The following is an 18,234-nucleotide window of genomic DNA, read 5'->3' on the forward strand; positions in this document are numbered from 1 at the left end:
GCCTCTTCTATGTTCTATACGACTTGCCCGTCTTTAACCACCTTCGCGCCAAGGCTTCCGGTAAAATGCCCGAGCGCCCATACATGTCCTTCAGGATTGAAGCTGGCTACGGCGTCCTCATGAACAACGATGGAAAAGCCTTTATTGTAAGCATCCACTGCAGTATGAAGCACGCATATATCCGTGCAGACACCGATCAGGTGCAGCTCTCCGACTCCCCGTTCCCGCAGCTTCAGCTCCAAATCCGTGCCGCAAAAAGCGCTGTAGCGCGTCTTATCCATCCAATAGATGTCACTTCGGCGGGCTTCATATACATCCTTCAGCTTTCCGTAAAGCTCCCGGCCCTCGCTCCCCCGGAGGTTATGCGGCGGAAACAGCCGGCTCTCCGGATGAAAGACATCCTCCTTGTCGTGCAAATCGACGGCCATGACCACAAAGTCGCCGTTATCCGCGAACTCCCGGGTCAACCGGCAGATCCGGTCCTCGATCTCCACCGCAGGCTGTCCCACCGGAAGGCTGCCGTCTACGAAATCCTTCGTGTAATCGATTACGATCAGAGCTTTCATCCAAACTGCCTCCTCCCGCATAATTCCAGCTTCTCCCCCTCGGCCGTACTTCAACCGTGAATCAGGTATAAATGGACAAGAGCGGCTGATGATCGGTGAACATGTACAGCTGGGCCGGCCGCTGCGAATATTGATTGGAGCTAAGCGGATTGCCCTCCGAGTCCCGCACCTCCTGCAAAATGCCCTGACGGCTGCGTGTGGAAGTGATTTTACGGATAAAGTTCGGCTCCTTGAATTCCGGAACTACCGTCTGAATGACCTGATAGAGCTCACTCAGTGTAAAATGAGGCGGCAGAAACTGCTTGGCTATCGTTGTCTGCAGCATCTGCTGCTGAATTCGCAGGTAAGCGTCCTGAATAATATCGTGGTGGTCGAAAGCCAGCTCCAGTTCCTCCAACGCCTCCTTCAAGGTAAATAGCCCGACCTCTCCCGCATCGTCGGAGGCCTGTCTGTGCTCAAGCATCCATTCCTCGACGAGCGCAAAAAAAAGCGTGGCTGATGATCCAACCGCGCGGGTCCCGCCCCGGCGTGCTGTATACCCCCAAATATTCCAGGTGGCCACCGTCGACCCCCGTTTCTTCCTTTAACTCCCGTGTAGCCGCGTCATATATTGATTCATTTTCCTGACAAAAGCCCCCGGGAAGAGCCCACATTCCTTCGCAAGGCCATTTCTTCCGCCGGATCAGCATCACCTTCAGTTCACGCAGCGGAAGCGTCTTCGTTACAGTCTTACGCTCGCGTTTAGTCAACGTAAACATGACGATATCGGCCGGAACCCCGTCCGGAGTGCGGTATTTTTTGGCGTTGTAGTGTTGTTCCCCGTTCTCGCTCACCATAGATCCATCCTTTGCCGCAGCTAAAATGCGTTATTATATCCTTAAATGTTACCAAACCTAATCTTCGAAAATCAACAACCTTGTTACAAAAGTTACATAATCCACTCATTAATAGAGGCAAATGTCCGATCATTCCGATCATCTTCCATCCACAGGTACAATAATGACCCTGCCGCTATACCGTAAGCGCAGGGTCATTATCACTGTTTTACCGGATTGCCGCTCTGATCTGGCGCTGACCGGTTATATTATTCGCCGCATTTGGAAGGTGGGGCTTCTGTGCCGGCTTCGACATTGATTTTCTCCGAGACGGTGTCACGGATGACGGATACGACCAATTGCAGCAGGTAATTGATGTCGGTCTGGCTCTGCTGAAATTCGGTGACAAGCGGAATACCGTCGATCTCGTCTTGAAGCTCGCTGATCTCGCGCTCGATTTTGGCCACCATCTCTTTATTGCCGAAGCTCTCGAAGGCAACGATCTCCTTCTGCTTCTTCTTCATCTTGGAAATAAGCACCTGAATGCGTTCATGATTCCGGATTTTCTCTTCGGCCAGCTTAAAGTGCTGGACTTCTTCACTGGTCGAAATCAGCGACGCGAGTTCCTTGGCCTTGGCCAGAATATCGTCGCGCACGATCAGATCGCGGGTATCATAGGTCATCATCCCGTATGAGTTCACACGGCCTTTTTCCTCTGTCATACCAGCACGCTCACTTTCATTATGGAGTTTAATGGACGGCCGCGGCTTCGGTTACGCAGACGCCCTGGATATACCAGGTCTTCGTATCGGTGATGCGCACGTTGACAAAGCTGCCGATGAGCTCCTTCGGCCCTTCAAAATGAACCAGCTTGTTGCTGCGGGTCCGTCCGGAGAGCACGTCGGCGTTATTTTTGCTCTCGCCTTCAACAAGCACTTCGACCGTCTGTCCGAGCATCCGCTCGTTGCCGATTCGGCTCTGCTCGCTGATCAGCTCGTTCAACCGGCGCAGCCGGTCGCTCTTAACCTCAGCCGACACATTGTCCTCCATTGCGGCCGCCGGCGTTCCTTCACGGGGAGAATATATGAATGTGTAGGCCATATCGAAGCCAACCTCGCGCACGAGCGACATCGTTTCCTCGAACTGCTCCTCCGTCTCGCCGGGGAAGCCGACGATAATGTCCGTGGTCAGCACAAGGTCCTTGACCGATGCCTTCAGCTTGCCTACAAGCGTCAGGAAGGTCTCCCGGCTGTATTTGCGGCTCATTTTTTTGAGAATGGCGTTGCTTCCGGACTGAACGGGCAGATGGATGCTTTCCATCAGGTTGCCGCCTTTGCCCAGCACTTCGACAAGCTTATCGTCAAAATCGCGCGGGTGCGAGGTCATGAACCGGATACGCGGAATGTCGATCTTGTGCAGATCATCCATTAAATCGCCAAACGTATAATCGATATCGGTAAAATCTTTGCCGTAAGCATTTACGTTCTGGCCAAGCAGCGTCACTTCCTTGAAGCCCTGACGGGCCAGCTCGCGAAGCTCCGCGATTACATCCTCCGGACGCCGGCTTCTTTCCTTGCCCCGGGTGTAGGGAACGATACAGTACGTACAGAATTTGTCGCAGCCGTACATGATGTTGACCCAGGCGCGCAGGCCCTCTCTTTTTTTCGGCAGGTTCTCGATAATGTCGCCTTCCTTGGACCAGACCTCTACGACCAATTCCTTGCTGAACATCGCTTCCTTGATCAAGGCAGGCAGACGATGAATATTGTGCGTGCCAAAAATCATATCGACAAACCCGTGCTTCGCCATGATCCGGTTAACTACGCCCTCTTCCTGGGACATGCATCCGCAGACGCCGAGCAGCAGGCCCGGTTTCTCCTTCTTCAGATGCTTCAGGTGGCCGAGTTCTCCGAATACCTTATCTTCAGCGTTCTCCCGGATGGCGCAGGTATTGAGCAATATGATGTCCGCCTCGTTCCGGTCCTCGGTGCTCCGGTAGCCCATCTCCTCAAGCATGCCCTTCATCGTCTCGGTATCATGCTCGTTCATTAGACAGCCGTAGGTCGTGATGTGGTATAGCTTGCCTTCGCCGAAAGCTCTCATGTCCTCGGGAATGGCAAAATCGTAGTGGACCTCTATATCTTCCTTGCCGCGCCGCTTGCCTTCCTTATAGTCGGGCTGGCTGTTGACCTGAATGGTTCGCCCCTTGATGCGGTAGGTGGTCTTCCCCTCTTCTTCACTGATCACCTTGGCCCCGCTAAAATCGAAATATTTGGAGTAATCCTTGGCACCCTTGCCGGATTTTAAGTCCGGTGAGTTGTTCTCCTTGGTCATGATGTCACATCCTCTATCTGTAAAAAATGATTTTTTTGGTTTCGCTTGCAATTAAAAATTATAACATAGTGCCGCGGAATATATCCATATGCTTAAATTTAAGGTGTTTCGAAAGCTGCAAGTTTCATCCAGCCATTTCCACCCGTTCGATGTTCACAAAGGGTTATTGCCGAGAATTATGTGAATTTGAAGTGCTATAGGCACTAAAAAGTACGTACTATTCGAAATGTATGTTTAACCCTACAATGATTTTGCAGGCGGTGCTGTGAGAGCATGGTGCCAATTTCAATAATGGTGCAAAGAAGTAAGTGCATAATTTCACAATTAAAAACGGTATTAAGGAGTGAGGTTTATCATGTTTACAAAGATTTTTGAACCGGGCAAAATAGGAAATCTGGAAATCAAGAACCGGCTGGTCGTTCCTCCGATGCTGACCGAATATGCAGCCGAAGACGGCAAACTGACAGAAAGATATATCAGATACTATGAGGAAAAAGCCAAAGGCGGCTGGGGTCTCATCATCGCCGAGGATAACGCGGTCGAACCCCGCGGGGCCGGTTTCAAGAATATCGCCGGGTTATGGTCGGATGATCTGATGAAAGAGCACAAGGAATTGGTTGAACGGGTTCATAATGCAGGAGCTAAAATAGCGGTCCAAATCTATCATGCCGGCAGAGAAGCCAGCAGTACAATCATGGGAATGCGGCCGATAGCCCCTTCGGCGATTCAAGATCCGACGCAGTCCGAAACTCCTGTTGAAATGACAACGGACGAAGTAAAGGAAATGATTGAGAAGTTCGCGCAGGCCATCAGACGATGTAAAGAAGCGGGCTATGATGCCATTGAGCTTCACGGCGCCCACGGATACTTGATCAACCAGTTCGTCTCTCCTTTCTCCAACAAAAGAACCGACGCCTATGGCGGAAACTTGATGAACCGGCTGCGATTCCCGCTTGAAATCATCGCAAGAGCCAAGGAATTGGTCGGCGAAGAGTTCCCGATGATTTACCGGATTTCGGCCGATGAAATGGTGGAAGGCGGACTGACCATTGAAGATACAAAAGTTATCAGTCAGGTGCTGGAGCAAAGCGGCGTTGCGGCCATTCATGCTTCTGCCGGCGTTTACAAGAGCGGGTCGATCGTCTCTGCGCCTACAGCGATCAGAACAGCCGTATTCTCCGACTACGCCAAAGAAATTAGAAAAGTGGTCAATATTCCGGTATTTGCCGTCAACAAGATTATTTATCCGCATGTAGCGGAGTCGATTCTGAAAGAAGGCAAGGCGGATTTTGTGGCCATGGGCCGGGCTTCCATCGCAGATCCTCAATTCCCGAACAAGGTGAAGGAAGGACGTCTGGATGAAATTATTTTCTGTATCGGCTGCAGACAGGGCTGTCAATGGAGAATCGCTCAGCAAAATCCTGTGTCCTGCCTGGTTAACCCGCTCACTGGCAAAGAAGGCGAATACGAGCTTAAGGAAGCTGAAGTGAAGAAAAAAGTAATGGTTATCGGCGGCGGACCTGTCGGTATGGAAGCGGCCATTGTTGCTGCAAAACGCGGTCATGATGTGACTTTGTATGATAAGAGCGACAAGCTTGGCGGACAATGGCTTCTGGCGGCAATCCCTCCGGGCAAAGAGCTCCTGAACACCTTTACAGTATGGCAAAAGGGAGAGCTTGACCGGTCCGGGGTAAAAGTCGTGTTAAATACAGAAGTGACGAAAGAATTCGTAGAGCAGGTCAACCCGGATGAAATCATCCTTGCTTCGGGAGCCGCTCCAATTATTCCTGGAATTCCTGGCGCAGACAAGTCTCATGTCTACACGGCCAATGATGTGCTGCTCGGAAAAGTGGATCTGCCGGATCAAGCGGTCGTTATCGGCGGCGGGCTGGTAGGAGCGGAAACGGCGGAACATATTGCGGTTCATAACCGAAAGACCTCCATCGTTGAGATGCGTCCGGAAATTGCGGCCGACATGGAGCCTGCCTCCAAAGAGTTCTTGATGAAATCCTTGAAGCATAATGAAGTGGCCGTTCACGTCAATTCAAAGGTTCTGGAAATCACGGATACCCACGTCATCATCGATACGGAACAAGGGCAACAAGCGCTGCCTGCTTCTTTGGTCGTGTTAGCAATCGGATCAAGATCCAATAACGCATTAGCTTCAGAACTTGGGGAAAAGTACAATGTTAACGTCATCGGCGATGCCGCTGTTGTCGGCAAAGCTTTGGAAGGCATTAACCTTGCCTATAAAACCGCTTTGGCCATCTAACAACTGGAGCTTTTACGGGAGGCCCGCTGCTCTATTACCATAATCCCGTTATCCAAAAAAGGCGTTCCCCGGTCCTTTGGGCCGGGGAACGCGTCTATTTGCGCCTTATTATTTGACCAACTCCACAAACGTTGCGGAAACCGCCTCGGCCAGCTTGCCGGGATGAAGCTCCACCTGCATGCCATTTTTCCCGGCGCTTACGGCCATTTTTTCAAGTGTCTCCGCACTTTGGTCGATGTATGTGGGGTAATGCTTCTTCATGCCGACCGGCGAACAGCCACCCCGGATGTATCCGGTCCATTTTTGCAGATCCTTCATCGGGAGCATTTCAATTTTCTTCTCTCCGGCGGCCTTGGCCGCTTTTTTCAAATCCAGCTCTTCCGCAACCGGAATGACGAAGACATACAAATTGGAGCCGCTGTGGGAAACGAGTGTCTTAAATACGCTTTCCTGCGGTCTTCCGACCTTCTCCGCTACGGCTGTCCCGTGAATTTGACCGTCCTCATTGTCGTAGGCAAGGACTTCATAGGGGATTTTTTGCGCGTCCAAAATTCTCATTGCATTCGTTTTGCTTACCGGCATAGCTGATTCAAAAGCCTCCGTTCGCCATAATCTTATGCTTACATTATACTAGAAACATTTAACACGCGTCTAACGTTCGGGATGTATACTGAAGCCAGCCTGAGCAAGTGAAAGGAGTGAAATCCATGCCTAATCTATGGATGCATATCGAATATGGACGGCGCCTCAAGGATGAACTGCACGCTTATTCGCCTTTTAAGGACGGCTTATCCGAGCATACTCTCCTCTATCAGCTCGGCTGTCAGGGGCCGGATCTCCTGTACTATCACGGATTTCTTCCCTGGACCCCGGATGCGGGCGCGTCCCGGCTTGGCGATTTGATGCACAGCCGCAGCTGCGGCGGGGTGCTGATGGAATTCTGGGACAGGCTCCTTCTGCTTCCGCCTCAAGAACGCGGACCGGCGGCGGCCTATTTTGCGGGCTTTTTGACCCATCATCTGCTGGACCGCAATCTCCACCCTTATATCAATTGGAAATCGGGCTACAAACACAGAGACCACCAGCGGTTCGAGATCGCCCTCGACACGGTGTTTATAGAGTGGCTGAACGGACGGAATACATGGGAAATTCCCGGTTGGAAGGAAATCGACGCCGGAAAGGCCCTTCCTAGCAGTGTTGCGGATATTTTGCATGCCACCGCGTGCGCTTATTATCCTGAAATGGCTAAATTCCCGAAGCGGTGCTGGCAGGAAGCTTACCGGGATATGGTGCTCGCTCAAAAATTGCTGTTCGATCCGAATGGCTGGAAGAAAAAAATAGTTCGCGGACCGAATGCCGGGCTATTCTACCGCAAGCTCTCCCCTGCCGAGGAAAAGCTGGATTACTTGAACGAACGGAACACTCCCTGGAGGCATTCGGCTCTGTACTCCGAGGTCAGAACGGAAAGTGTGCCGGAGCTGTGGGATCAGGCGCTGGCTGAGGGGCGAATATTAATGACGGCGCTGGCGGAATGGCTTCAGGCGGATTCCCGCGCAGAGGCTTATAAAAATCGTGAGCATTTCCGGTTGAAGCTGGGTGACCGGTCCTACGATACCGGCAAAGACTGCGGATCGAACCTGATCAACCAGTACGCTGAACCCATCTGGGAGACGGCATCCGGAAGCTGGTAAAGATAATTGGGGTGCGTAGCTGTTCTCTGGGCGATGATGATATAGATGGAGTAGAATAAAAAACCGCGAAGCGGCGTTCCGGTGTGAACGGGCCTCGCGGTTTTTTTGATGTGCGCAGTGCTTGGATCATTTGGAGACAACGAACTAGGACACGACCCCTTCCGTGCCGGCAGGAACCGGCTGGCCATTATCCGGCGGTCCGTCCCAACGTCTGCTGTCGTTCTTTCCTTTCTCTACATCCACCTTCGCCGCAATCGCGATGCCCAGGCCGAAGAACAGCAGCAACGACAGGATGCCCATTCGGGAGCTGCCGGTAAGCTGGCCGGTCAATCCGAAGGCAAAGGGACCGAAGATTGAGGAAAATTTACTGGTAATGTTGACAAAGCCGAACAGCTCGCCCGTACGCCCCTGGGGCATCAAATCGCTCAGCATCGAACGCGAAATGGACTGGCTTCCTCCTTGCACAAGCCCCACCATAATTGCCAGCGCATAAAAATGCAGGGCGCTGGTCATTCCATAACCGAGTGCCACGATCAGCACATACATGAACAGCGATGCCAGCAGCATCCGCTTCGCTCCGAACTTCACTGCCGCTTTTCCAAGCAAAAGCGTGCTCGGGAAGCCGACGAACTGAGTGATCAGCAGCGCGAGAATCAGGTCGCTCGTGCCGATCCCAAGCGTCGTTCCATAGATGGTCGCCATCAAAATGATGGTGTTGATCCCGTCGTTGTAAAACCAGAAAGCGGCGATCAGCTTGAACAGCTGGGGATAACGCCGGATGTCCCGATAAGCCCTGGAGATGCGTTTGAGACCAGCCCGCACATACCCCGATGCGCTGAGCCCTTCGGTCTGGCGCTTCAGGTTCGGCACCCGGCGCATAATGGGCAGCGCGAACAGCAGCCACCATATGCCCACCGTGACAAAAGACCAGCGGGTGCCCGTCAGCGAGTCGCTCAGTCCGAACAGCGCAGGCTTCTGGATCATAAGGAGGTTCACCGCAAGCAAAAGACCTCCGCCCACGTACCCGGCCGCGTACCCCCTGGCCGAGATTTCGTCCCTCCGTCCGGGAGGAGCCAGGTCTGGCAGCATGGAGTCATAAAACGCATTGCTTCCGGCAAATCCGAGTGTCGACAGTACCAGAATAACCGAAGCGGTCAGCCAGTCTCCCCTTTCCACCAGCGCGAAACAGGCTGTGGACGCGGCTCCGAGCAGCGCAAACCCTGTTAAAAAGGTTGTTTTCCGTCCCGAAAGATCTGAAATCGCTCCAAGGAGCGGCGATATTATGGCGACGAGAGCCATACCAACCGCATGCGTATACGCCAAGTAGGAAGCCGCGATCGTTTTGTCCAAGCCTTCACCCGCAACCGAGCTATAAAATACGGGAAGCACAGCCGCGAGTACCGTTGTCGCGTAAGCCGAATTGGCCCAATCATATATTATCCACGCCCGAACAGCAGATTTATTCACGCTTTCACCCTTCCTCTCTTAAGGCCGGTGCCCGGTCAAGCGGCTAAAGAGCCCGGTATCTTTGTGTCTATTATACCGGATATTCGCCAGAAGAATGTTCAATAAATGTTCACGCAACATAAAAAATGGACAGTCCAGCGCAGCTTCAAGTGGCTTTCAGCCGCCAGGCTGGAACGAATCGCTGCTGTAAACAGCCAAGAGATTCGGAGTGCCTTGAAGCACATGAAAAAAGCGGAGGATCACTCCCCCGCTTGCTTCCATCAAGATATAAATAAAGTTCAGTTCAGTCAAACGACGGAATTAGTCGACGATTTCAGCCGTATCTCCGTTATTTGCTCCAGCCGCATTGGCTTCGTCCGTGTCAATATGCATATCCAGAGCGAAATTGTCGGATACGCGGGCAATGACGTTCTCGAGAACAAGACCGCGTCCACCGCCAAGGCGCACTTTCAACAGCTGTTTGTCGGCAATGCCCCATTTCTCGGCATCGGATGTATGGAAATGAATGTGACGGGCCGCCACAATAACGCCTTTGTCCAGAACAACTTCACCAGCTGGTCCTTTCAATGTAACGCCAGGAGTCTCTTCGATGCTGCCGGATTCGCGAACTGGCGCCTTTACGCCGATAGCGAATGCGTCTGTGCGGGAAATTTCAACCTGGGATGCGGGACGAACCGGTCCCAAAATTCTCACTTTGTCGAATTGACCTTTGCTGCCGATTACCGCAACGGTTTCGTTGGCAGCGAATTGTCCGGGTTGGGAGAGCGGCTTGAATTCGGTCAGCTGATAGCCAGTGCCGAAAAGCGCCTCCACATGTTCTTGCGTAAGGTGAATATGTCTAGCCGACACACCTACGGGTACTGTCTTACTCATTAGTAAGTCACTCCTTGTTTTTCTCTATAATCTGTAATTTGTACAAGCCAAGGAACATTATACAACGAATTAACCAAAAATAAAAAGGAACCTGCTCATGTTCAGGCCCTTTTTTGGGAATAGTTCGCATTTTCGTCAATTCATTTATTACGATCCGACTGGTCTTATTTCACTCCCGGCTCACGAGGAAGGTTGCTTGTCAAATAAGAGACAGCATTTCCGTACAGCCACCCTTTCACCGATTCTTCCGAATAATGACGCAGCAGAAGCTCCGCAAAGGCCGGATAATGACCGGGATGCCCCAGCCCTTTAATCCAGGAATCGATGCCGTCAAAATCGGAGCCGAGCATCAGATGCTTCTCTCCCCCCAGCGCGCATACATGCTCGATGTGCCTCAGCAAGTCCTCCGGGACCACTTCTTTCCTATCGGTTACAAAATAAGGGACAAAGGTTAGCCCCATGCGTCCGTCCATACCGATAATCGCTCTGATTTGATCATCAGTCAAATTGCGAGGATGTGCGAAGATCGATCTCGCATTCGAATGGGAAGCGATAAACGGACGCTTCGACAATTCGGCCAGCTCCCAGAAACCGGACTCCGACAAATGGGAGACATCCAGCAGCATGCCGCTGTCATTGCACCATTTGACAAGCTCCCGCCCTTTTTCCGTAAATCCTGCATTTCGCTTCTCGAGGACCCCGTCCGCCGCCCAGTTGGCATAATTCCAGGTCAGTCCCAGAAAGCGCACGCCAAGTTCAAAGATCAGCTCCGCATAGAACAGATTCCCCTCCAGCCCGTCGGCTCCTTCCAGCGACAGCATCCCCCAGCCGGGACCGTTGCTTGGCCTTTTGGTCAATTCGGCTGTCTCTTCTCTCCAGCGCAGCGGCCGCAGCCCTCCCTTGCCTACCACCTTGCCGCGAAATTTTTCGATTTGGCTTAACACCTGCTCAAACCGGGGCTTTCCCCATTTTTCCGACAAATAAATGGCAAAGCACTGCAGATGTACACCTCCCGCCAGCAGTCTCTCTGCGGTTACGTCGAGCCTTGGATCATCCTCAAAACGAATGGCAGGCTCCTCTACCATTTTGCTCAGCGCATCGCAGTGAAAATCCGCTACAGGGAAACTACTTTGCCCCTGATGCTGCCGCTCCTCAGGATTCATTGTTCTTGTCCTCCTATTCCGCCCAAAGCAAAAAGCCTGTCTACTTCCGTAAACAGGCTTAGGCGTTATCCTTTTATTTTATTATCTGGGCTCAACGATTAATTTAATGGCCGTACGATCTTCTCCATCAATAACAATGTCGGTAAAGGCAGGGATGCAAATGAGGTCGACGCCGCTTGGAGCGACAAATCCCCGGGCAATAGCTACAGCCTTGATCGCTTGATTCAGAGCCCCTGCTCCAATAGCCTGAAGCTCGGCAGCCCCACGTTCGCGAAGAACACCCGCTAATGCGCCGGCAACGGAATTCGGATTGGATTTAGCTGATACTTTTAATACATCCATAGTAAGTACCTCCCCTGGGATAAAGAATGGTGTTCTTCCACTACTCTGATGTTATTCGCGTGCCAAAGAAAAATTCCTTCTTTTTGCGAACCCCTAAGCAGAAATTGGTACAAAAGATGCTAGTTATTGATATAAAAAAGATCACACTTTTTTCCAATCGTTACTTTTATCCCTATTTGCCTTTATCCCACCCCTTCTGGCCTATTCCATTACCCACTCGTCTTCGCGAAGCCTGATTTTTTCCAGGCGCTTGGCCTTACCTGTATCCTCATCCAGATCTGCAAATAAACCGTGGAGCATCCATTTCCCCTCATCTACCACAAAGCGGGCCGGAAGTTGGGTGGTAAACTTATAGAGTACCGCATCTTTTTCCATACCCAAAATTCCTTCTCTTGAACCAACCATTCCCGCATCAGTCAAATATGCCGTTCCACCGGGCAAAATCGTATCGTCATTGCTCTGAACATGGGTATGAGTACCTACGACGATCGATGCACGTCCATCCATGAACCAGCCCATTGCTATTTTCTCCGATGTAGCCTCCGCATGGAAATCGACCAAAATGCATTTATGCTGTCTGCGCAGCTCCTCCACAATCTCTTCGCCAACCCGGAAAGGACAATCAATCGCCGGCAAAAAGGTTCGGCCCTGCAAATTGACGATGGCCAGCTGCTTGCCATTACCTTTGACCACCGTGTACCCATGACCCGGCGTACCTGGAGGGAAATTAGCCGGACGCACCATGCGTGGCTCGTCGTCGATAAATTCGAAAATGTCCCGGTTATCCCAAGTATGGTTCCCCATCGTAATGCCGTGGACGCCCCAGTTAAAAAATTCATTGGCTATCGCAGAGGTAATGCCTCTGCCGGCCGCCGCGTTCTCACCATTAACGATGATGATATGCGGCTGGTATTTGCTCTTTAGATAAGGCAAGTTTTCCCGCAGTGCTTTGCGGCCCGTATTGCCTACGATGTCGCCGATAAACAAAACTTTAATAGAAATCTCCTCCTAGCCGTATGCGTTCAACATGAAAAGCGGTTAACATTCCTCTACTTTCGGGTATACCACCGCCATCTGCCCTTAATTTCAAGCTTCAGGCGTATGAGTAAAGAAAAGTGGCACCGTTAAAGGCGCCACTTTTCTGATTATGCCTATTTAGCGTACTCAACCGCCCGAGTCTCACGAATAACGGTGACTTTGATATGTCCCGGGTAGTCCAGTTCATTCTCAATCGTCTTCGTAATATCGCGAGCCAGACGGAAAGCTTCGGCATCGTCGATTTTGTCAGGCTGCACCATTACGCGGACCTCGCGGCCGGCTTGGATCGCATACGACTTTTCGACACCTTCGAAGGATTCGGAAATCTCCTCCAGCTTCTCCAGACGCTTGATATACGTTTCCAGCGTTTCCCGGCGCGCTCCCGGTCTTGCCGCCGACAATGCGTCAGCCGCACCGACCAGCATAGCGATCACCGAGGTCGCTTCGGCATCCCCGTGATGGGAAGCGATGCTGTTGATGACAACCGGATGCTCTTTATATTTCTTCGCAAGCTCTACGCCGATCTCGACGTGCGAGCCTTCTACTTCATGATCCAGCGCTTTGCCGATATCATGCAGCAATCCCGCCCGTTTGGCTAAGACGATGTCTTCCCCAAGCTCACCGGCCATTAACCCGGTCAAATAAGCAACCTCCATCGAGTGCTTCAATACGTTCTGACCGTAACTTGTGCGGAATTTCAGACGACCGAGAATCTTAATCAAATCCGGATGCAGGCCGTGAACGCCAACCTCGAAGGTAGCCTGTTCGCCGTATTCCCGAATCCGCTCATCGACTTCCTTACGCGATTTCTCGACCATTTCTTCGATTCGCGCCGGATGAATGCGTCCGTCCGCCACCAGCTTCTCCAGTGCGGTACGGGCCACTTCCCGGCGAATGGGATCGAATCCCGACAGAATAACCGCTTCCGGCGTGTCGTCGATAATAAGGTCGATACCAGTCAGGGTTTCCAGAGCTCGGATATTCCGGCCTTCACGCCCGATAATCCGTCCCTTCATTTCTTCATTCGGAAGTGTAACGACGGATACCGTCGTTTCCGCCACATGATCGGCGGCGCAGCGCTGAATGGCAAGGGTTATAATCTCGCGGGACTTCTTGTCCGCTTCTTCCTTGGCCTGCTGCTCGATGTCCTTGATCATCTGCGCGGTTTCATGCCGCACTTCCTGTTCCACATTGGAAAGAATAATACTTCTCGCATCTTCCATACTCAAATTGGAAATACGTTCCAATTCGCTAACTTGATTCTTGTAAATCACTTCGATTTGCTGCTGGGTTTCATCAATTCGTTTCTCTTTGTTAGCCACTTGTTCTTCTTTTCGTTCAAGCGATTCCATTTTTTTATCCAGCGATTCTTCCTTTTGCAGCAACCGTCTTTCCTGACGTTGGATTTCATTCCGACGTTCACGAGTTTCTTTCTCAGCCTCGGTACGGATTCTGTGGACTTCGTCCTTTGCTTCCAATACCGTTTCCTTCTTCAGCGCCTCCGCTTCCTTCTTCGCGTTCTCCACGATTCCGGCTGCGGCTTGTTCCGCGCTGGAAATTTTAGCTTCTGCAAGGGACTTCCGAATAAAATAACCGAACCCAAAGAATAATGTCGCTACAACGAGAACGATGATGATCCAGATCCAGGTTTCCATCTGTTTCACCTCCTCGTTGGTTCCTCCAAGGCATTCCTTGGGACTGTGCAGTTGTCAAACTATCCGTTCATCACCATACAAAAAAACGGTAAATTCACCGATTGCCGAACTGCACATGATTCACATGCACATTGCCCGCCGCATCCGGCGATTACATTTCATATGAGTTGATACGCGAATCGTTTAGAAAAAGATGGCCTTTTTGGGAAGGAAAAAGGATTCTTATTTTATGCCGATTCATGTTATATTTTATTATTTATAAAAAGACATTGTCAAGAGAGCCATTCCTGGGCGCAAAGTCAAGGAATCAGTCGAACTCGTAGAAATCGTCCTCCATACCGTTTATATCCCCGTCCTCCCGGAGCGTGTTAAGCACACTTCGGACAATTCCCCCCGAGAATCCGCGTCTCATCAAAAAAGCGCCGGTCTTCCTTCTTTTGTCGGAAGGCTCGCCCTTGACCGCATTCCACTTCTTCCGCCCCAGCTCCAGCGCGCTTTGCCGCTCCTGGTCGATGCTGATCCCGTCCAGCGCCTCGGCAATGACCGATTTATCAATGCCTTTGCCGCGCAATTCATGGCGAACCCACAGTTTGCCTTTACGGTGTCCGGTCACCCGCTGCTCCGCCCACTGCTTCGCATACTGCGAATCGTCAATCAGCCGCTCCCGCCGCAGCCGTTCCAGAACCTCGTCAATGAGTTCTTCTCCGATTTCCTTCTGGCGCAAACGTCTTGCCATCTCCATCCGCGTCCGCGGTTTGCGTTCCAGATAACGCAGTCCCTCCACATAAGCCCGCTGCCGTTCGTCGGCCAATACGATCTCCTGAAGGTCTTCCTTCGTAAAGACATTTCCGGAAATCATCCGGTATTTGATCATAATATCCTCATGTACGCTTAAACGGTATGGCCCGAAATGCAGCATATAGCGGTGACCGGATTTTTGGCGTTCCACCTTGGTTATCGTAAGCGGCTCATTGTCAGGAAACTGCGAGAGCACGCCTTCTTCTGGCTGTTCAGCTTCAAAATCAAGCTGTATCGTCATGAGTGCGCACCCCTCCATTCCTTCTCGCAAACCCTGCTTCATGCAGCAGGGCAGCATCATTACCTTTCATAATAAAAGACGCCCTATATGGTTATAGAGGGCGCCTTACTTAAAATATAAGAATTTATAAGCTGCGCGCTTATCATTTTGTCTTATATTTCTACGAGAAACGTACTTGCGTCTTGAAAGACGCCGTCAGGCGTTTCTTCTTGTCAAAAGAGATTATTCGATTTCGAGCAGTGCCTGTTCTTCCTGCTTCTCGGCCTCAAGCTCCGCCGCGGTAGGAGTGGCGACGATAGTGGTGAGATTGCTCGCTTCACGAATCTTGTTCTCGATCACAAGCGCTATATCCGAATGCTCCTTCAGGAACTGCTTCGCATTCTCGCGGCCTTGACCGAGCCGTTCACCTTCGTAAGAGTACCATGCGCCGCTCTTATTGATAATATCCATTTCCGTACCGATATCAACAAGGCTGCCTTCCCTAGAGATTCCCTCGCCGTACATAATATCGATATCCGCTTGTTTGAACGGTGGCGCCACCTTGTTCTTCACAACCTTGATCCGTGTACGGTTGCCTACCATATCGTTGCCCATCTTGATGCTCTCTACACGCCGGACATCGAGTCGAACCGTAGAGTAGAATTTCAAAGCGCGTCCGCCGGGAGTTGTTTCCGGGTTGCCGAACATGACGCCGATTTTCTCGCGAAGCTGGTTGATGAAAATGGCAATCGTCTTCGATTTGTTAATGGAGCCGGACAGCTTGCGCAGAGCCTGAGACATCAGCCGCGCCTGCAGACCGACATGGGAATCGCCCATCTCGCCTTCAATCTCAGCTTTAGGAACCAATGCCGCAACGGAGTCCACTACAATAATGTCCACCGCACCGCTGCGGACAAGCGCTTCGGCAATTTCAAGAGCTTGCTCCCCGGTATCTGGCTGGGACAGCAGCAATTCGTCGATGTTAACGCCCAGCTTGCTTGCATAGCTTGGATCAAGCGCATGTTCTGCGTCAATAAAAGCGGCTTGTCCGCCCGCCTTCTGTACTTCCGCAATTGCATGCAGAGCGACCGTTGTCTTACCGGAAGATTCCGGCCCGTAAACTTCTATAATACGGCCTTTAGGGAGACCGCCAATTCCCAAAGCAATATCTAAAGCCAATGATCCGCTGGGTACGATCTCAACCTGCATATGGGTGGATTCGCCCAGTTTCATGATGGAACCTTTACCGAATTGTTTCTCTATTTGACGAAGCGCCATTTCAAGCGCCGCACGACGATCTGACAATCAGATCACATCCTTTTCACGGTTTATAATAGCAACAAAATATAACTAAAGTGAGCATTCATCTGGTCCAGCAAGAAAAGCAACAGCTGTTCTCATATTTACATTGTACCTTGTTTTGGAGCGTTTGCCAAGCATTTTTTCGAACATACATTCGTTTTTTCAACCAGCTCAAGCCTGATGCCCATTTATTTCCATAGACTCCTCCTCTCAAAGTTACTACCGGTTACAGGTCAGGACATAAAACTTTTACCCTTAACAAAAAACAAAAAACCGCGGCAAAGAGAATTCAATGCCACGGTTCTTCCGTATGCCAACATTATATAAAAATTAAGTCCGTCTTACAAGCCCGCGCCTTCAGGCGGGGCCTCGATATTCCGTTCCACAAGTCTGCGCCACAGCCGATATAAGATCGCTTTAACCGAACGAATCCGGATATTCTCACGGTTGCCCTTCAGCTTCAGTTCGAACACTTCCGTCTTCCCGTTTCTCTCCGCAAGCCCGATATAGACCAGGCCTGCCGGTTTGCGTTCCGAATCACCCGGACCCGCTACACCGGTAATCGACAGGCCGAAGTCCGTGTCGGCGGTCAGTCTGACCTGCTCCGCCAGAACTTCAGCCACCTCGCGGCTGACTGCGCCCGGAGCGTCCGGTCCTTCCAGATACTCCTTCGGAACATTGAGCAGCTTCTGCTTCATCTCGTTAGAGTAGCATACAATGCCTCCCATAAACATTGAGGAGCTGCCGGGGATGCCCGTAATGCTCCCCATCAGAAGCCCTCCGGTACAACTCTCGGCGCAGCTAACGGTCAGTCCCGCATCAGCCATCCAGTCAACGATGATTTTTTCCAGTGGAACATCGACACTGGCATACAAATGCTCGGGAAGAATACTCCGGATCTGCTCCTCCAGCGCGTCCAGCTTCAGCATCGCTTCGCTATAGGAAGGAGCTTTTGTGGAAATCCGCACCGTAACCTCTCCCTCTTTTGCGTAAGGAGCGATTGTCGGATCATTTTGACCATGAATAAGATCGATTAGCTTGTCTTCAAGCAGGGATTCTCCGATGCCGGCGAATTTGAGCATTTTGGAATACAGGGTCATTTCATCCGTGAGCGCATGCTGCTGCAGCCAAGGCTTGGCTTTGTCCGTGAACATCGGTTTCATTTCTCTTGGAGGTCCCGGGAGAACGACATAATATTTGCCCTCATGACTGATGGCGAGGCCTACGGCCAGTCCCGTTTCATTCGGCAGCGGCGTCGAATCGTCAATCACCAGCGCCTGCTTGCGGTTATTCTCGGTCATCGGGACGCCACGGTCGCTGAAGAACCGGTCTACATGATCCATCGCCATCTGGTCGATATGCAGCCCCCGCCCAAGCGTTGCGGCCAGCGCTTCCTTCGTCAAGTCATCCTCCGTCGGTCCGATTCCTCCCGTGAACAGGATCAGATCGGCGCGGCCCTTGGCGATCTCGATCGCCTCCTGCAGCCGGATGCTGTTATCGCCGACTACCGTCTGAAAATAAACGTCGATTCCTAGAGCGGCAAGTTCGATGGACAAAAACTGGGCGTTGCTGTTTACAATTTGCCCGAGCAGCAGCTCGGTGCCGACCGCAATAATCTCTGCTTTCATTATTGGATTCCCTCCTGATATATGGCTCTGCCGGCTTCAGACTAAAAAAGGGCAATAGGTTATGAATGCC

The 18,234-nt window shown here is 51.5% G+C and carries 15 protein-coding genes and 1 pseudogene; 2 read left to right on the forward strand and 14 right to left on the reverse strand.

The features are described 5' to 3' along the window. Positions 1–14: 14 nt before the first annotated feature. From PSAB_RS14380 to miaB, 4 genes and pseudogenes are all read right to left on the reverse strand, one after another. Positions 15–566 carry a cysteine hydrolase family protein gene (locus tag PSAB_RS14380; protein WP_025335282.1) on the reverse strand — a complete coding sequence of 184 codons (552 nt, stop codon included), beginning with the start codon at positions 564–566 and terminating at the stop codon, positions 15–17. A gap of 61 nt (positions 567–627) precedes the next feature. Further along, positions 628–1,402 (reverse strand): annotated as a pseudogene (locus PSAB_RS14385) (NUDIX domain-containing protein). Positions 1,403–1,650: 248 nt separating this feature from the next. Beyond that, positions 1,651–2,103 (reverse strand): YlbF/YmcA family competence regulator, encoded by a 453-nt coding sequence (locus PSAB_RS14390; RefSeq protein ID WP_025335283.1) that lies wholly within the window; start codon positions 2,101–2,103, stop codon positions 1,651–1,653. A 28-nt stretch (positions 2,104–2,131) separates the two neighbouring features. Continuing rightward, positions 2,132–3,715 (reverse strand): tRNA (N6-isopentenyl adenosine(37)-C2)-methylthiotransferase MiaB, encoded by a 1,584-nt coding sequence (miaB, locus tag PSAB_RS14395; protein WP_025335284.1) that lies wholly within the window; start codon positions 3,713–3,715, stop codon positions 2,132–2,134. A 355-nt stretch (positions 3,716–4,070) separates the two neighbouring features. Here miaB and PSAB_RS14400 point away from each other — a divergent pair, with 355 nt between their 5' ends. Further along, on the forward strand, positions 4,071–5,987 hold the full coding sequence (locus tag PSAB_RS14400; RefSeq protein WP_025335285.1) for an oxidoreductase: 1,917 nt from the start codon (positions 4,071–4,073) through the stop codon (positions 5,985–5,987). Positions 5,988–6,095: 108 nt separating this feature from the next. Here PSAB_RS14400 and ybaK read toward each other — a convergent pair whose 3' ends face one another. After that, entirely contained in the window at positions 6,096–6,569 is a 474-nt protein-coding gene (ybaK, locus tag PSAB_RS14405) for a Cys-tRNA(Pro) deacylase (protein WP_025335286.1), read from the reverse strand. Positions 6,570–6,694: 125 nt separating this feature from the next. On the opposite strand from ybaK, the gene PSAB_RS14410 reads away from it, so the two are divergent. After that, a complete protein-coding gene (locus PSAB_RS14410; protein WP_025335287.1) occupies positions 6,695–7,678 on the forward strand; it encodes a zinc dependent phospholipase C family protein in 984 nt (327 codons plus the stop codon). Positions 7,679–7,822: 144 nt separating this feature from the next. On the opposite strand, the gene PSAB_RS14415 is transcribed toward PSAB_RS14410, so the two are convergent. The 9 genes from PSAB_RS14415 to PSAB_RS14455 form a co-directional block, all read right to left on the reverse strand. After that, positions 7,823–9,145, reverse strand: coding sequence for an MFS transporter (locus PSAB_RS14415; protein ID WP_025335288.1), 1,323 nt, complete (start codon positions 9,143–9,145; stop codon positions 7,823–7,825). Between the two features lie 300 nt (positions 9,146–9,445). Beyond that, positions 9,446–10,018 carry a phosphate propanoyltransferase gene (gene pduL / locus PSAB_RS14420; protein ID WP_025335289.1) on the reverse strand — a complete coding sequence of 191 codons (573 nt, stop codon included), beginning with the start codon at positions 10,016–10,018 and terminating at the stop codon, positions 9,446–9,448. A 164-nt stretch (positions 10,019–10,182) separates the two neighbouring features. Further along, a complete protein-coding gene (locus PSAB_RS14425) occupies positions 10,183–11,181 on the reverse strand; it encodes a dipeptidase (protein ID WP_025335290.1) in 999 nt (332 codons plus the stop codon). An 81-nt stretch (positions 11,182–11,262) separates the two neighbouring features. Next, positions 11,263–11,523, reverse strand: a complete 261-nt coding sequence (locus PSAB_RS14430; RefSeq protein ID WP_025335291.1) for a stage V sporulation protein S — start codon at positions 11,521–11,523, stop codon at positions 11,263–11,265. A 201-nt stretch (positions 11,524–11,724) separates the two neighbouring features. Further along, positions 11,725–12,519 carry a TIGR00282 family metallophosphoesterase gene (locus PSAB_RS14435; RefSeq protein ID WP_025335292.1) on the reverse strand — a complete coding sequence of 265 codons (795 nt, stop codon included), beginning with the start codon at positions 12,517–12,519 and terminating at the stop codon, positions 11,725–11,727. 155 nt (positions 12,520–12,674) lie between these two features. Further along, positions 12,675–14,216 carry a ribonuclease Y gene (rny, locus tag PSAB_RS14440; protein WP_025335293.1) on the reverse strand — a complete coding sequence of 514 codons (1,542 nt, stop codon included), beginning with the start codon at positions 14,214–14,216 and terminating at the stop codon, positions 12,675–12,677. 307 nt (positions 14,217–14,523) lie between these two features. Beyond that, positions 14,524–15,255, reverse strand: a complete 732-nt coding sequence (locus tag PSAB_RS14445; protein WP_025335294.1) for a regulatory protein RecX — start codon at positions 15,253–15,255, stop codon at positions 14,524–14,526. Positions 15,256–15,477: 222 nt separating this feature from the next. Further along, on the reverse strand, positions 15,478–16,539 hold the full coding sequence (recA, locus tag PSAB_RS14450) for a recombinase RecA (RefSeq protein WP_025335295.1): 1,062 nt from the start codon (positions 16,537–16,539) through the stop codon (positions 15,478–15,480). Between the two features lie 338 nt (positions 16,540–16,877). Next, positions 16,878–18,164: a competence/damage-inducible protein A gene (locus tag PSAB_RS14455; RefSeq protein ID WP_025335296.1), complete on the reverse strand. Its 1,287-nt coding sequence runs from the start codon at positions 18,162–18,164 to the stop codon at positions 16,878–16,880. Between the last annotated feature and the right edge of the window lie 70 nt (positions 18,165–18,234).

It is taken from the genome of Paenibacillus sabinae T27 (genome assembly GCF_000612505.1).
In the GTDB taxonomy this organism is placed as follows: domain Bacteria; phylum Bacillota; class Bacilli; order Paenibacillales; family Paenibacillaceae; genus Paenibacillus_AQ; species Paenibacillus_AQ sabinae.

Excerpts from the sequence above, each read along its gene's own strand:
- PSAB_RS14380 (WP_025335282.1), bottom strand. The coding sequence starts at position 566 with ATGAAAGCTCTGATCGTAATCGATTACACGAAGGATTTCGTAGACGGC.
- PSAB_RS14390 (WP_025335283.1), bottom strand. The coding sequence starts at position 2,103 with ATGACAGAGGAAAAAGGCCGTGTGAACTCATACGGGATGATGACCTAT.
- miaB (WP_025335284.1), bottom strand. The coding sequence starts at position 3,715 with ATGACCAAGGAGAACAACTCACCGGACTTAAAATCCGGCAAGGGTGCC.
- PSAB_RS14400 (WP_025335285.1), top strand. The coding sequence starts at position 4,071 with ATGTTTACAAAGATTTTTGAACCGGGCAAAATAGGAAATCTGGAAATC.
- ybaK (WP_025335286.1), bottom strand. The coding sequence starts at position 6,569 with ATGCCGGTAAGCAAAACGAATGCAATGAGAATTTTGGACGCGCAAAAA.
- PSAB_RS14410 (WP_025335287.1), top strand. The coding sequence starts at position 6,695 with ATGCCTAATCTATGGATGCATATCGAATATGGACGGCGCCTCAAGGAT.
- pduL (WP_025335289.1), bottom strand. The coding sequence starts at position 10,018 with ATGAGTAAGACAGTACCCGTAGGTGTGTCGGCTAGACATATTCACCTT.
- PSAB_RS14425 (WP_025335290.1), bottom strand. The coding sequence starts at position 11,181 with ATGAATCCTGAGGAGCGGCAGCATCAGGGGCAAAGTAGTTTCCCTGTA.
- PSAB_RS14430 (WP_025335291.1), bottom strand. The coding sequence starts at position 11,523 with ATGGATGTATTAAAAGTATCAGCTAAATCCAATCCGAATTCCGTTGCC.
- rny (WP_025335293.1), bottom strand. The coding sequence starts at position 14,216 with ATGGAAACCTGGATCTGGATCATCATCGTTCTCGTTGTAGCGACATTA.
- PSAB_RS14445 (WP_025335294.1), bottom strand. The coding sequence starts at position 15,255 with ATGACGATACAGCTTGATTTTGAAGCTGAACAGCCAGAAGAAGGCGTG.
- PSAB_RS14455 (WP_025335296.1), bottom strand. The coding sequence starts at position 18,164 with ATGAAAGCAGAGATTATTGCGGTCGGCACCGAGCTGCTGCTCGGGCAA.